Genomic DNA, 14,580 nt, shown 5'->3' with positions numbered 1-14,580 from the left:
AAGGCCGGTTTAATTAAGCATCTACATAGTCCATATAAAACTGATCAAGCTATGCGTCTGCTGAAATAATAGGGTTATTGAGCTAATTGCTGATCCACATACGTAGTCATCAGCTTGAATACTTCATCGATATTCAAATCTGAACTATCGATAATGTACGCATCAGCAGCAGGTTTGAGCGGAGCGACAGTGCGCTCCATATCTCGTTTATCCCGTGCTTCGATATTAGCTAAAATGTCGTTTATTTTAACATCCAGCCCCATACCCTGCAACTGCTTTACACGTCTTTGCGCGCGGGATTCAGCCGAAGCTGTCAAATAAATCTTGGCTTGTGCCTCTGGGAAGATACTGGTCGCCATATCGCGGCCATCTGCCACCAGACCAGGGGCTTGAACAAAAGCATGTTGACGGGCCACCAGAGCAGTTCTAAGTTCAGGAATTGCAGCAACTTTTGAAGCATACTCACCCACCCGTTCGGTACGGATAGTTTGGGAGACATCTTCACCATTCAGCCATACCTGAACACCTGATTCAGTGCTGACAAATTGGATATCCAAATTTGTTGCAATTTGTACGCATTCAGCCAGTTTAGTATCCAGTTCATCGAGTAAATTATGGTGATGCAATGACAGTCCTAATAAACGATACAAAGCCCCTGAATCCAGTAAATGAAAATGGTAATGTGCTGCAAGTTTTGCAGCCAGTGTGCCTTTGCCAGATCCACTTGGACCATCAATGGTAATAATTTGAACTGTCATTACTTTCCCGTTATTTATACAGATTTTGCAAGTTTTGCGAGGCCTAGTTTAATCCCTGTCTTGAGCTGTGCAAGAATTAATTTACTGACAAATGGAAGACGTGCCTGCAATTCTATCGTATAAGTCACCAGACTTTTGTTATCGTCCAATGCTTCAAACTCAATAATACCCAAATGATGTTTAATCAAAGGATTCTTTACGATCTTGTATTCAATACGGGAGTTCGGCTCTAGCAAGGTAATTTGCTCTTTTAGCGGCTTGACTGGACCTAAACCCATGCTACGCACAGAACCCACACCATCTGGGCGCTCAGGGTCTGCCGAATCCTTAATCCGTTCCACCTGCATTGGTGCAAAAGCCACGTTATAAGCATCGTGTTTAGACAGCAATTCAAAAACCTTATCAATCGCTGCTGGGAATTCTTTTTTTACCTGAATCGCATTTTTCATTTTTCTTTTTCCTGAAAATAAATGATTTTAAAGTGAGCAAAGTTTAACGAATTAGATTCGATTTATTTATGAGCATTCAGTAATTTTTCTTGCAATTTCAGCTGGCGTTTTTGTTCACGACGCAACTTGAAAAATGCACTCAACTGCTCAGCACACTGCTGCTGCATACAGCCCGAGTCAAATAGAAATACATGATTATAGTAGCCAGTCTCAAAAAGCTTGCGTGCACTCACCAAAGAACCTGCTTTGGGCTCATTTGTACCAAAAACGACCCGTGAAATACGCGAATGCACCAATGCACCTACACACATGGTGCACGGTTCCAGAGTTACATAGAGGACAGCATCTTCAGGCAGGCGGTAGTTTTTCAGGTTCTGACAAGCTTCACGTAATGCTACGATTTCAGCATGGGCAGTCGGATCATTTAAAGAAATAGGCGCATTGTAGCCACGGCCAATGACCTGATTTTGACTGACAATCACCGCACCTACAGGAATTTCACCCTGCTCAGCAGCAAGTGCAGCCTGCTCATAAGCAAGCCGCATCCAGTATTCATCGGTAAATTGTGTTTCGGACATTCAGACTTAAATCACACCATAGTGTTTGAGTAGCTCATTCCAGCTTTCAATAGTGGTTATCGGTGGATTCTGAGACAGAATGCCTTTCAGGCTTAACTCACTGCCTTTTTGCCATTCTGGAGACAGGTCTTTATCAACCAGACGAGCACGTACGCCTTCAACAAAGTCAGGATGACGGATTTTCCAGTCTGAAATCTGAGTTTCCAGTTCAAAAATTTCATTCCAGGAATGAACCTGTTTACCCCATTGCCATAATAACCAGCTTAGAGCAGCGGTTGCAGGTGAACCTTTTTGCAGGTTTTCACTGGCCTGACGCAACCAGTCACTGCGCGCATCACTTAAACCAATAATCGATTCATAATCGTGCTCGAAGTTTACGCCACGACATACACTATGGATTACATCTAGTGAGTTTTGCAGAGGACCCGGGCCTACCGGACGATGCATACTATTCAAGATGTCATCAATCGCACGGAAATCCCCAGCTGGATAATGTTCCCAGTCTATATTTATGACTTTATCCAAAACTGAAGCACGCTGTGCATCACAGATATGGGTTGCCCAGCCAATGCCGTAAGCACCGGCAGCAGTCATGATGGAACCCGTTAAACCAGTAAACAGTCCAATCGCTCCACGGTCTGCCAGAAATCGGGTTGCACCCACATCTGGATATAAACCGATATTAATCTCAGGCATCGCCAGACGCGAATACGGCGTCACCAAACGGAATGGAGCCGCCATAAACAGGCCTAAACCGCCACCCATGACATAACCTTCCCCCCAGACCAATACCGGCTTGGCATAGTTATGCAGCAATAAATCTAGCGCATATTCCTGTTCAAAAAACTTATTGGCCGTTGCCACTTCATCATTAATTACCAACTGACGCAGCTTACGCACATCGCCACCAGCACAAAATGCTTTAGGCGTAGTTGAATCTAACCAGATCGCTTTTACGCTGTCATCTGTATGAAAGTCCTGAAAAACTTCCAGCAGTGCAGAAACCAGAGATTCATCTAAAGCGTGTAATGATTTTGGACGATTCAGGCGAACAATGCGCCAGCCATTATTGGCTTGTTCAACAATCAGGTCCGAATGGTAAGGTTTAGTTACAGGAGAATAAGTCATGCGTCCAGCTGCCAATCTATAGGCTCAATGCCATGTTGTTTGAGATAATTATTCGTTTTCGAAAAAACTTTACAACCAAAAAAACCACCCCGGTTTGCTGACAAAGGCGAAGGATGTGCCGCCTTTAAGATCAGGTGTTTATTTTGATCAATGCGCTGTCCTTTACGCTGTGCGTATGCGCCCCAAAGAATAAAAACGATATGTTCACGTTGTTCATTCAATACATCAATGACGTGATCTGTGAATTCTTCCCAACCACGTTTCTGATGTGAAGTTGGCTGTGCTGCCTCTACAGTCAGTACAGCGTTGAGCAGAAGTACACCCTGTTCCGCCCAATGAGTCAAATCACCATGTTTAGGGATTTTTACGCCTAAATCATTATGTAACTCATGAAAAATATTACGTAAAGATGGAGGTAATGCAACCCCTTTTTGCACCGAGAAGCTTAAACCATGCGCCTGATTCAGGCCATGATAAGGATCCTGACCAATAATGACCACTTTAACCCGATCTAATGGCGTCGTATTTAAAGCATTAAAAATCAGGTGATTCGGAGGATAAATCACCTTGTCTGCTCTTTTTTCTTCAATTAAAAACGTTTTTAAGGCATCCATTTTTGGACTCAATAAAAACTCACTGAGTCCATATTTCCAGCTGTCATCTAACTGAACTTTATTCAGTTTGGCAATTTGCTGTTCATTTAAAGACATGCTTCAATCCTAAATCTATGTCAGTCTGCGTTTATATTCGAATTTTTAAGGCTGGACTTGCAGATCCACAGCCGGATTATGAAATGGAAGGCCCTGTTTCAGTTTCGCAAACATCTCTGGATCTGTCCATTCTGCCTGCACCTGTTCCGAGAATTCAATCTGCTCCAGGCTAAGTGGACCCATCTGTTCATTCTGGATATCTTCCAGAAAGCTTTGCGCATAGCCTGTATCAGTTTCATGGACAATCACAGAGTAAACTTCAACATCCCCTTCACCATTCTGGGTAATGGTGGATGCCAATACCTGCTGAGCCAAGAAGAAGAAAATACGTGAAAACTGTTCTGCAGACGGTGAAACCGGCAAAGATACCCAGCGTGCACTAAAGTTTTTACATGCCTGAATATATTCAGGATCATCTTTTTTCCAGAAGCAGATCGCATGGTCAAAAGAATCAAAGAAATCCTTAATCACCCCTTTGAGCAGACCAAAATCATATACCATCTGACCATGATCCAACTTCGACGCTTTCAGCAATAACTCGACTTTATAACTGTGACCATGAATCGAACGTTTACAGCGATCCGAGGTGCAGTTACGCACAATATGAGCATTTTCAAACTTAAATAACTTACGAATTAACATACGCCGTAATGTCGTCAAAAAATAGGTGAATTAATTTCAATTATAAAGCAAAAGTAAACCGATGAGGATTAATTTTGCAGTTCGTCATGATAGGGAAAAGGGATTGAAGCGAAAACAGATTAAATTCCAAAAAATGAGATGATTTAAAAATGGTGGAATTTTAAAAAGGTGCCATGCTTCGATAGGCAACATAAACCTTCTTGTCCTGCCGCACCAGATCACTACTAAACTGACGTTTACGCTCACTCAGCATCACTTCGATACGTGCTTTAAAGTGATTGGATTGCACCCCAAGCAGGTTATTAAACAGGTTGTGTTTGGCAGCATCCACCTGAGCAAAGGGTTCTAGTGTCCAAAGATCAGCTATATTGGAAAAATATTCCAGATTTGCCTGACGGCGATCCAGCAATTGCTGCACGGCATTCACATCCAGCTTTTCATCCATGCTCGCCAAAAGAAATGCAGATGCGGTATTAATATTGACCGTAGTATCTGCTACAGGCGCAGTACTTAGATAAGGTGCAATTAGTTTGTACTTGTTTTCTTCAAAGCCTCGTACCAGTTTCAGCTCTTCAACGCTATGAAATTTGGCATTCGGAGGTAGGGAACCATTCGGCAAGCCCTGATAATAATTAGATTCTGCACCCATTGGGCCATTTGGCATTTCATCTTCATCCTGCCAGTCGATCACGGCTTCACTCAACTGCTCTGGCAATCCAGCACGTTTCAATATCAGCTCAAACCAGGCTTTAGCATTTTCATTCACTGTGCCTTCTGCTGTAATCAGGCTATTTAAATTAAACTTACCCGACTCATCTTGCAGTATTCCCGAGACATAACCATCTTCAACCGGAAAAGCCGGCATCGGCTGCGCCCAGGTTTCATTTAAATGATCAACTTCCGCTGCATTCTCTGCGTCATCGACCAGCAATTCAGAAAAAAACGCTTCAGCACTTTTGGCATACATCAAAGACTGGTTTTGTCGCATTAAATAAGCGGTACTTTCAACAGTTGCAGCCTGACGTTTAGCAATAGTCGCAGCCAAAATAGTTGCAAGCGCCACCATCACTAGAATGGTAATCAGAGCAATCCCCTTCTGCTGTTTGATCATCATTGCTTTGTTCATCTGCATTTTATTATTCTTTGTCAGGTTAACTTTTGGGTTTCAAGCAGGAAATCTGTATTCAATAAACTGAAAATCCACTCATAACTGACCCCATTAACCATTAAGTTAATTTTAATGCCTTTGGGCAGACGTTGTTTTTGCTCAATCTGATTTAAATCAAGAGATGAGTCTGGCCATTGGGTCATTTCATTCGGATTAAGCACTACGATCTGAAACTGCTCAACCTCGGACAACAACACACTGGATTCAGGTTGATCACGACCAGTCTGATTTAAATTCCGGTATTTCAGTCGATATAGTTTTTGTTCATCTGCTCGGTACTGATATTCAACCCGTTCATCTGGAGAAACCCCCTCTTCCAGAGGATCGGTGACTCCAGTCTTACTAAAGTTAAAACGCTCGTTTTGCAAAACCAGTGCCGGCTGAATATCACCATTAATATTGGCCGTTAAAGGCACCGCCTGTACAGTATCACGCAAGATCTGCTGATAAGTATCTTGCAACTGACTTAAGCGCTGTTCATGCACCGCATTACGGTCTTTGGTTTGTATAATATAATCAAATACTTTCCAGCCTAGAGCAGACAGTACGGCGAAAATAGCAATAGCAACCAGTAGTTCGACCAGCGTAAATCCCTTTGACTTCATGGCGCTTCATTCATCCGGTGATTAAAGAACATCAAGCTGCTAATTCCATTTTCTGCCTGACCAGTTTCAGTGTTGACCAGACTCACCTGTAATTCAATACGTTGTACATTAGGACTTACAGTAGGCTCACTGCGCTTATCAATTTGCCAGGTTTCGCCCTGCTGGGTGAGTTGTTTAGATTCAGTACCAGTGAGCCACTGCTGATTGATTTCCATCAGTGCCGCTTCATTCAAGGCAACAAACTGAGCTTGGGTTCTCAAAATGGCATTCGAAGTCGATTGGGTATATTGCATGGCAACTTTAGTCAGGGTCATAGCTGCTGTGGCAAAAATCGCCAGCGCAACCATCACTTCCAGCAAGGTAAATCCTGAGGCACGATTAAGTCGAGTAATACTCGACCTGAGCGGCATTGTCGCGCAAGAAAGTCCAAAAGCTGTGCTTGAGGAGCCGCGATGAGTGAAATGCTGTTTCACCGCTGCGCAAGACGAAGAGCTATGCCCGGAGTGCGCACGATCAGCATTTGACTTAAATGGCTTGATTACATCAGCTCCGGCACTCTGCTTGAAAACCCTAGCTTTCATGGACTTTACCCAAGTGATCAATTTCAATCGGATTGCCTACTTCACGATCTTCCAGATAAAACTGGATTCTGACCGGTTTAACTTCACCATTGCCTAACCAGATCAGCTTGGGTGCATTGGCTTCAGTAAGATCCCGATTTTGGGCATTATTATAACGCTGCTCTAAAGGCTGAATCCGGAAAGAGACCTGTTCCGGTAAACTGCGCAGATTAAACTCCGCATAACTTTGCCATTTCTGCTGATTTAAAGTCGGTTCTGCCTGATTAGGTGAACGATATTCCACGACCCCGTAGCGAAATGGTGAAATATCAGTGGCAGCCTGAACATCAAGCGCAAGAATACGGGATTGATCATTAGCTTCCCGCAAGATCCGCTGCAAATCCAGTAACAGGACTTCCCGCGTCTGCATTGCCTTGCGCTGATCTACCCCACCAATATTCAATACAACTAGTGATGCCATAATACTCATAATCACAATCACCACCATCACTTCGATTAGAGTGAATCCACGAATGGAGGCGTGATGTGATCTGATCATAGGCAACTCTTAGGCGAACTACTCGGCAGGATGGACCTGTTTCGGTAAAGCTAAAGCTTGATCAATAAGGGCAACGCGCAAGGTATCGCGTGAACCAAGATAGCGCTGGTAGAAACTGGAGTTAAGAATAGCAGCTGCACCATGGGTCAATGACCAGATTGAGGCCAGATAATCACGCACCGACATGCTGCTATTGATTGAAGCCAGATAGCTTTCAGTCATACGGATAATCAGACGTAAGCGCTGTTTGCGCACCTGATAAAGTTCGCTAAACAGATGCTGAATTCCAACACCTGTTGTAGAAAGACGTTCTTCAATCTGATGAAAAAGGACAGTACGTTCAGGGTGATGCAGATGATGCAACATAAAGAATGCCAGATGTTCAGGAAAAGCCTTATCACTATCCTGGATCATTTCCAGCAACATGCGCTCATTACGGATAATCAGCAATATGTACAATTCATCTTTACTCTGGAAATGCTTATAAAGAGTGCCTTTGGCCAGATCCAGTTCTGCTGCCAGTGCATCCAGGGTCATCCCTGCTTCACCATTTTCTAGCAGTAACTGTTCTGCAACTTGAAAAATCAAGGTTTCTCTTGCTCGAAACTGAGCCTGACGATCCATCTTCACCCTATAACTCTCTTGTACTCTTATCTAACTTTACTTACTTTGAATTCAGAAGATTCTCAAAGTTCTGCTTTGTGATATAAGCCATTTCTTCTAGCGACTTATCATATACATCGCAAAGCGCTTTGGCTACATAAGGAACGTATTTTGGTTCATTAGATTTGCCACGATATGGCATTGGAGCAAGGTAAGGACTATCCGTTTCGATTAAAACCCGATCAAGTGGAACCTGTTTGGCAACGTCACGCAAATCCTGGGCATTTTTAAAAGAAACAATACCGGAGAAAGACACATAGTAACCGCAGTCTAAAACAGCTTTAGCGGTTTCCCAGTCTTCGGTAAAACAGTGCAAAATGCCATGGGTAGATTTCTCTGCACGAATAATATCAACCGTGTCATGCTTGGCAGAACGGGTATGCACAACGACAGGTTTTTTCACAATTTGTGAGGCATGAATATGACGGGCAAAACAGTCTTTTTGCTCGGCAATAAAATCGGTGCTGTGATAATAATCGAGCCCCGTTTCACCCAGCGCCCAGACTTTTTCTGGCTGTGCCAGTTCAACCAGATATTCAGTGGTCGCACGCGCCATCGTTGCCGCATCTTCGCAAGGATGTACACCGACGGTATAACCGACATCAGGATGACGGGCCGCGATTTTTGCCAGCTCGATATGATCATCCAGATCCACCGAGATACTCATAAACTTGGATACGCCTGCTTCACGGGCCTGAGCGAGCGCCTGATCCAGATCACCGTTATAAGGTGTTAAATCGAGCAGCGTTAAATGGCAATGAGTATCTACAAACACAATGAGTTCCTACCGAAGGTAAATTAACTACATAGTGTAACTTTTACGTCCATCAGATTTAAGACCCGCAACCAGACGATCTGCTTCATTTTTGAAGAAAACGCCTTTTTCACCGGTGAGCTGAATCCCAAAACCTTGTGGCTTGATGCCATTCTGCTTTTGAGATATCCAGATTACTTTTCCGGTTAATGGAATTTTCTGCGTCTGTTCAGGTAAAGTCGTCAAAACAAAAACTTCTTCACCTAATTTTACTGGCTGCTTGGAAGGAATAAAAAGTCCACCACCTACAACATATGGCATATAACTGGCAAATAACGTTTCAATATCCGGAATATTAGCCTGAATAATACCGCCCATACGTGGTTGCATCTTGTTTTCCCCTTAAGCTAAAGATTCATCAGCTTGATACACAATTCATCGAGCACCAGATTACTTTGTACGTTCTGCTCAAGATATTGTTTGGCTCGCTGAAAATCCTCATAAATTTTAAAAAGTATTTCCAATGAATATTGTTCGGCCAATACATTAAAGTCCAGATCAATGTTTTTTACGGCCTGATTTAGCTTGACACAAATTAAATCGGACAACAAGTATTCAAACATTTGACCAAATTCACCAAAACTCAGGCTTTTATTCCATTTGGTCGCAATTGCTATTGGCATATTTTTTTGAATGACCAGTTTTTTCCAGTCTTCCATGAATTCCTGACGTAATGGCAACCAGGAACTTTGTGCAACCTCAATCGCTTGCAAAGGCATCTGATTGGATAAATTCATTAATAGCTGCTGCTGGCTCGAACCTGCTTCAGGTAACTGCGCCTCTACATATTCACTAAATTGCGCTGATGAAATCCGGTCTAAAGCAAAATGCTGTAAACGGCTGCGAATAGTTGCAGGCAATTTCAGATAATGATCCGCAAGCAGAATAATGACAATATTTTCACCCGGTTCTTCCAGAGTTTTCAGCAAGGCATTAGAAGAAGCAATATTTAATGCTTCAGCGGGTTCAATGACAATGACACGCCAGCCATCGACGGTCTGCTGTACAAAAGGCAGAAGATCACGGATCTTTTCAATTTTAATTTTGGCATTCTGTTTTTTATTGTCTTCATCAGTGCTGATATAGACGTAATTCGGATGGGTATCCGCTTTCAGCCACTGACAACTGCCACACTCACCGCATGGCCCCTTAGGCTGACGGTTCAGGCATAAAACCCAGACCAGAAACTGCTGGGCAAAGGCTTCTTTACCACAGCCTTTTTTTCCATAGAACAATAAACCATGCCCAAGCTTAGGAAAACGCCCGGTTAGCGTTTCCCAAACCTGTTGCTGCCATGGATAAATCTGTGCATTGACATCAAGCGGCATGGAGAATTCTCAAATTAAGCAAAAGAAGATGGATCCATCTGGTTCAAGCGATCCAGATCTTCCTGCGTATCGACACCTGGCGGTAAATTGGCTTCTGCCACAGCAATGGCAATACGGTGACCATTTTCCAGTACACGTAACTGTTCTAAAGATTCCAGTTTTTCCAGCACACCCATTTCCCAGGTTACATATTCCTGTAGCAGTTTCACGCGGTAAGCATATAAACCCAAATGACGATAAGCCTGATCATGCAGTTTCTGTTCAGCTAGCTTGGCACCATCACGGTCATAAGGAATCGTAGCACGACTAAAATACAGTGCCTGATTGTGCTTAGACATCACAACCTTAACGATACTGTCACGCTTGAATTCCTCTAAATGATGAATTGGCTCACACAGAGTCGACATTGAGCAAGCCGGTTGATCTTCTAAGAGTTGCGCGACCTGTTTAACTAACTGGGCTGGCAATAAAGGTTCATCACCCTGCACATTTACGATAATGTCATCACTCGCCCAGCCCTTGATTCGAGCTACCTCGCTTAGACGATCGGTACCTGATGGATGATCTGCTGAAGTCAGGACCACATCAACGCCTTCAGCACGGCAAACTTCTGCAATACGTTCATCATCTGTCGCCACACACAGGTCATCAAAGCCCTGCACTTTTTTAGCCTGATCCACGACACGCAGAATCATCGGACGACCATGGATTTCCAGCAAAGGTTTACCCGGCAAACGTGAACTGGAGAAGCGTGCAGGAATAACTATATGTTTCATCGTAAATAAACCTTAGGAAATAGAAATACCCTGTTGCTCTAATTGCTGCTGCAATATTGTATAACAGGCAGGTGACAAGACTGCATCGACCGGCACCACCCAGATATTCCGCTGATAATCTGGATACTGTTTGAGTAATGCCATAATTTTAACTGCATCTTTTTCAGTAGTAATGATCGGACTATTGTCATCGAATTGCAGATCTTCAATTTCATAATCATGATGATCTGGAAATTCATGACACTGAAATTGCTGCAGCCCCAGATGTTCTAGTGTTTGATAAAAACGCTGTGGAAAACCGATGCCGACTACTGCATAGAAAGCCGCAGTTGGATCAAAGCTTTTGATAACATCTTGATTTAATAGATAGGGCTGAGAGGCTGCAAGATGCATATGCAAAGGTGAAACTGGATTTGCTGCATGTTCAATTACGGTACCCTCTTCTAAGCGGGTAACGGGTTCACGCAGATAACCTTCAGGTAAAAGTTTCTGGTTGCCCAAGCCTCGGTTATTGTCCAGCACAATCCATTCAATCTGACGATTTAAAGCCCAGTGCTGCAAACCGTCATCACAAATGATTAAATCCAGTGCATGCTTTTCTAGCAAAAGCTCAATGCTCTTCTGGCGATTTGGCCCCACAGCCATCGGCACACCAGTCGCTTGGACAATTAAGGCTGGTTCATCTCCTACCACTTCAGGCAAGGTATTTAAATCGACATAGGCAGGAAAAGGACCTTTACCACCATAACCTCGGCTGATCACACCAATCCGTAGGCCTTTTTCATTAAGGTAATCCACCAGATGAATTAGCAAAGGTGTTTTACCACTCCCACCTACGGTAATATTCCCAATCACCATTACTGGAATAGGTGCGGTATAGCTTTTTTTGATCCCTTTACGGTAAAGCCAGTGATTGCTGACAAAACCCAAGCGGTAAAGCCATGACAAAGGACGCAGCACAACCAGCCACTTTGCCTGTGTATTCCAAGCATCCTGAATGATCTGTGCCAAAGCCATGACTTAATGTTCCTCGAAATTACGTTGGTGCAGCTGATAATAAGCACCTTGGCGCGCAATCAGCTCAGCATGATTACCCTGCTCTATAATACGACCCTGATCCATCACCACAATGCGGTCGGCATTTTCAATTGTTGATAGACGGTGGGCAATCACAATCGTAGTCCGATCTTGCATCGCCTGATCAAAGGCACGCTGAATAAAGTATTCAGATTCATTATCCAGCGCACTGGTCGCTTCATCCAGAATCAGAATCGGTGCATTTTTCAAAATGGCACGGGCGATCGCAATACGCTGACGCTGACCACCTGACAGATTCAGACCTTGAGCACCTAGTGGCGTATCATAACCTTGTGGCAAGGCCATAATAAAATCATGGGCATAAGCTGCTTTTGCCGCTGCAATGATTTCTTCATCACTCGCATTTTCTAGCTGGCCATAAGCAATATTTTCACGAACAGTACGGTTAAACAGCACTACCTGCTGGTTTACCATCGCGATCTGGGTACGTAAAGCAGTCAATTCATAATCAGTAATCGGTTTTTGATCCAGCAAAATTTGCCCGGATGTAGCTTCCTGATAACGTACCAACAGATTCACTAGAGAGGTTTTGCCTGCTCCTGAACGTCCAACCAATGCGACAGTCTCGCCCGCTCTCACTTCCAGGTTAAAGTCATGAATCGCATGGTGACCATCGCCATAAACCAGATTGACATCTTTAAATTGAATATTGCCTTTTAAGGCATCATTGAGTTTGCCAGTATTATGCTCTTCAGGCATATCTAGCAATTCAAACACAGAATGTGCGGCCGCCATACCACGCTGAATTTTTTCATTCACATCAGTTAATGTCTTGATTGGGCGTGCCAACATGCCTGCAGCTGTAATATAAGCAACAAATTCACCCGCAGTAGTATCTCCCAGAATTTGTGGGCGCAACGCAATATACATCACGATACTGAGTGAAACTGACATGATCAGCTGTACCACTGGACTGTTCAGCTGCTGCACTGCCACCATCTTTAAGCCACGGCGTAGATTTTCCAAAGAATTCTGTTTAAAGCGTTCCTGCTCATAAATCTGACCACCAAAACCTTTGACAATCAGATTGGCATTTACAGTTTCCTGAACCACATGGTTCACATCACCCATGGTGTCCTGAACCTGTTGTGATAGCTTGCGCATCCGTTTTGAGGCTTTACTGATCACAAAACCAATCACAGGTCCAAAGATCAGAATACACATGGTTAAACGCCAGTTGGTATATAAAAGATATCCCAATAAGGCAATTGTGATCAGACCTTGCTGAATGATCGTTCTAAGTGCTTCAGTTGAGGCTGCGGTGAGCTGCTCAACGTTATACATAATTTTGGCCGTAATATGACCGCTGGTATTGTCCAGAAAATATTGCGCAGGCAAACGCAATATTTTGGCAAAGACTTCCTGACGAATATTAAATACCAGATTACGGGAGATGACCGCCGTATAATATCCACCGAGGAATAGGCCTAAGCCCCTGAAGAACATCAGTACTACCACTAAGAATGGGAAAAGTAAGGTGAAACCCTGGTCTCTGTTTTGTATCGCCTCAATGATATATTCCAGTAATTTGGCTACAGAAACTTCTGTCGCCGCATTCATAGAGAAACCAAGCAGGACAATTAAGGCTGTGCCCCAAAATGGTTTTAAATAGTTTAAAAGGCGAAGATAGACCTTAAAATCGTGCTTCACTAATAACCTCGAGTTGGTACTTTCGTACTGATGTTGACATTAACAAAGCCAAGTTGCCCTGCAACGTCCATGACACGAATAACATCCTGATGTGTCGCTTTTGCATCAGCGGCAATGACAAACATTAAATCACGACGTTCATTCGAAATCTGTTTAATTGCCGTATTTAAATCTGCTGCATCTTTACTGGCAATAGACTGACCATTCACGGCATAGTGACCATTGGCATCCACAATCACTTCAATTTTCTGGTCAAAATTCTTGGGCGGCACACCTTGCGCATCTGGAAGCGTTAGGTTCATCCGGCTCACCTGGTTAAACGTGGTTGAAAGCAGCAGAAAGACCAAAATAAATAGCAGGCAATCAATCATGGGCGTCAGATTGATATGTACATCTTCCACCTGGTTACGTTTAAATTTCATGCCCCTGCTCCTAGCTTGCTTTCTTGATGCGTTCTTCTACATCATCTGAAGCATTCAAATAGAACAGGTTGGCATGAAATAAGGTTGCCTGCTGTTCAAGTTCCGCCACATATTCCTGAACCAGACGCTGGAAATAACGATGTGCAAATAAAGCAGGAATAGCAATCAACATACCCGCTGCTGTTGTGATCAGTGCTTTGGAAATACCGGGCATCATTAACACCGGGTCACTATTAGTACCGACATCAATCATTAAAAATGATTCGATAATCCCAATGACTGTACCCAGCAAACCGAGTAAAGGCGCTACTGCGCTCAAAGTACCCAGAAAATTAATATTTTTTTCCAGATAGCCAATTTCCTGTGAAGCTATCACTTCCATCTGAGCACGAGCATATTGCTCAGACTGGTGACGCGCTTCAAAACCAGCAGTAAATACACGACCCAAAGTACTGTTTTTCAAAGCTGAACTCTGTTGCAGCTTTTGCATGGCTTGGTCTGCATTTTGTGCAGGACCTATCAGAAGTGAGTTGGGCAGTACCAGACTCTTTTTTAAACGAATGAAGCGCTCGACCGAGATCGCCAGCATAAATATCGAACACAATACTAGCGGCAGCATCAACCAGCCGCCTGCTTTAACCAATTCCCACATCTGATTTATTCCCCAATAAA

19 protein-coding genes are annotated in these 14,580 nt (G+C 43.5%); all 19 read right to left on the bottom strand.

What is annotated here, in order from left to right; all coding sequences use genetic code 11:
- Positions 1-74: 74 nt before the first annotated feature.
- Entirely contained in the window at positions 75-758 is a 684-nt protein-coding gene (cmk, locus tag C3F22_RS05045) for a (d)CMP kinase (protein ID WP_104425960.1), read from the bottom strand.
- 14 nt (positions 759-772) lie between these two features.
- A complete protein-coding gene (locus tag C3F22_RS05040) occupies positions 773-1,207 on the bottom strand; it encodes an SRPBCC family protein (RefSeq protein ID WP_004783989.1) in 435 nt (144 codons plus the stop codon).
- A 62-nt stretch (positions 1,208-1,269) separates the two neighbouring features.
- Positions 1,270-1,785 (bottom strand): tRNA adenosine(34) deaminase TadA, encoded by a 516-nt coding sequence (tadA, locus tag C3F22_RS05035; RefSeq protein ID WP_104425959.1) that lies wholly within the window; start codon positions 1,783-1,785, stop codon positions 1,270-1,272.
- 6 nt (positions 1,786-1,791) lie between these two features.
- Entirely contained in the window at positions 1,792-2,913 is a 1,122-nt protein-coding gene (locus C3F22_RS05030; protein ID WP_104425958.1) for an enoyl-CoA hydratase/isomerase family protein, read from the bottom strand.
- Entirely contained in the window at positions 2,910-3,623 is a 714-nt protein-coding gene (ung, locus tag C3F22_RS05025; RefSeq protein ID WP_104425957.1) for a uracil-DNA glycosylase, read from the bottom strand. Before ung ends, C3F22_RS05030 begins: the two co-directional genes overlap by 4 nt.
- A 45-nt stretch (positions 3,624-3,668) precedes the next feature.
- Positions 3,669-4,265, bottom strand: a complete 597-nt coding sequence (locus C3F22_RS05020) for a 6-pyruvoyl trahydropterin synthase family protein (protein ID WP_104425956.1) — start codon at positions 4,263-4,265, stop codon at positions 3,669-3,671.
- A 160-nt stretch (positions 4,266-4,425) separates the two neighbouring features.
- Positions 4,426-5,397, bottom strand: a complete 972-nt coding sequence (gene gspK, locus C3F22_RS05015) for a type II secretion system minor pseudopilin GspK (RefSeq protein ID WP_104425955.1) — start codon at positions 5,395-5,397, stop codon at positions 4,426-4,428.
- A 14-nt stretch (positions 5,398-5,411) separates the two neighbouring features.
- On the bottom strand, positions 5,412-6,038 hold the full coding sequence (gene gspJ, locus C3F22_RS05010; protein ID WP_104425954.1) for a type II secretion system minor pseudopilin GspJ: 627 nt from the start codon (positions 6,036-6,038) through the stop codon (positions 5,412-5,414).
- Entirely contained in the window at positions 6,035-6,619 is a 585-nt protein-coding gene (gene gspI, locus C3F22_RS05005; RefSeq protein WP_171065451.1) for a type II secretion system minor pseudopilin GspI, read from the bottom strand. Before gspI ends, gspJ begins: the two co-directional genes overlap by 4 nt.
- Positions 6,609-7,157 carry a pilus assembly FimT family protein gene (locus C3F22_RS05000; RefSeq protein WP_034170572.1) on the bottom strand — a complete coding sequence of 183 codons (549 nt, stop codon included), beginning with the start codon at positions 7,155-7,157 and terminating at the stop codon, positions 6,609-6,611. The genes gspI and C3F22_RS05000 overlap by 11 nt, the downstream gene beginning before the upstream one ends.
- 18 nt (positions 7,158-7,175) lie before the next feature.
- Positions 7,176-7,781 (bottom strand): TetR/AcrR family transcriptional regulator, encoded by a 606-nt coding sequence (locus C3F22_RS04995; protein ID WP_005236135.1) that lies wholly within the window; start codon positions 7,779-7,781, stop codon positions 7,176-7,178.
- A gap of 40 nt (positions 7,782-7,821) precedes the next feature.
- Positions 7,822-8,595, bottom strand: a complete 774-nt coding sequence (locus tag C3F22_RS04990; RefSeq protein WP_004783999.1) for a TatD family hydrolase — start codon at positions 8,593-8,595, stop codon at positions 7,822-7,824.
- Positions 8,596-8,622: 27 nt separating this feature from the next.
- A complete protein-coding gene (locus C3F22_RS04985; RefSeq protein WP_005236142.1) occupies positions 8,623-8,964 on the bottom strand; it encodes a PilZ domain-containing protein in 342 nt (113 codons plus the stop codon).
- 17 nt (positions 8,965-8,981) lie between these two features.
- Positions 8,982-9,962, bottom strand: coding sequence for a DNA polymerase III subunit delta' C-terminal domain-containing protein (locus tag C3F22_RS04980; RefSeq protein WP_104425953.1), 981 nt, complete (start codon positions 9,960-9,962; stop codon positions 8,982-8,984).
- A gap of 14 nt (positions 9,963-9,976) precedes the next feature.
- Positions 9,977-10,738, bottom strand: coding sequence for a 3-deoxy-manno-octulosonate cytidylyltransferase (gene kdsB / locus C3F22_RS04975; RefSeq protein ID WP_104425952.1), 762 nt, complete (start codon positions 10,736-10,738; stop codon positions 9,977-9,979).
- 12 nt (positions 10,739-10,750) lie between these two features.
- Entirely contained in the window at positions 10,751-11,755 is a 1,005-nt protein-coding gene (gene lpxK / locus C3F22_RS04970; RefSeq protein WP_104425951.1) for a tetraacyldisaccharide 4'-kinase, read from the bottom strand.
- 3 nt (positions 11,756-11,758) lie between these two features.
- Entirely contained in the window at positions 11,759-13,486 is a 1,728-nt protein-coding gene (gene msbA, locus C3F22_RS04965) for a lipid A export permease/ATP-binding protein MsbA (RefSeq protein ID WP_004784013.1), read from the bottom strand.
- Entirely contained in the window at positions 13,486-13,908 is a 423-nt protein-coding gene (locus C3F22_RS04960) for an ExbD/TolR family protein (protein WP_104425950.1), read from the bottom strand. Before C3F22_RS04960 ends, msbA begins: the two co-directional genes overlap by 1 nt.
- Before the next feature lie 10 nt (positions 13,909-13,918).
- On the bottom strand, positions 13,919-14,560 hold the full coding sequence (locus tag C3F22_RS04955) for a MotA/TolQ/ExbB proton channel family protein (RefSeq protein WP_034170579.1): 642 nt from the start codon (positions 14,558-14,560) through the stop codon (positions 13,919-13,921).
- Positions 14,561-14,580 lie beyond the last annotated feature (20 nt).

The sequence above is a fragment of the Acinetobacter sp. ACNIH1 genome (genome assembly GCF_002934695.1).
Lineage (GTDB): Bacteria > Pseudomonadota > Gammaproteobacteria > Pseudomonadales > Moraxellaceae > Acinetobacter > Acinetobacter variabilis.
The sequence above is the reverse complement of the archived record's forward strand: the minus strand, read 5'-3'. Positions and strand labels throughout refer to the sequence as shown.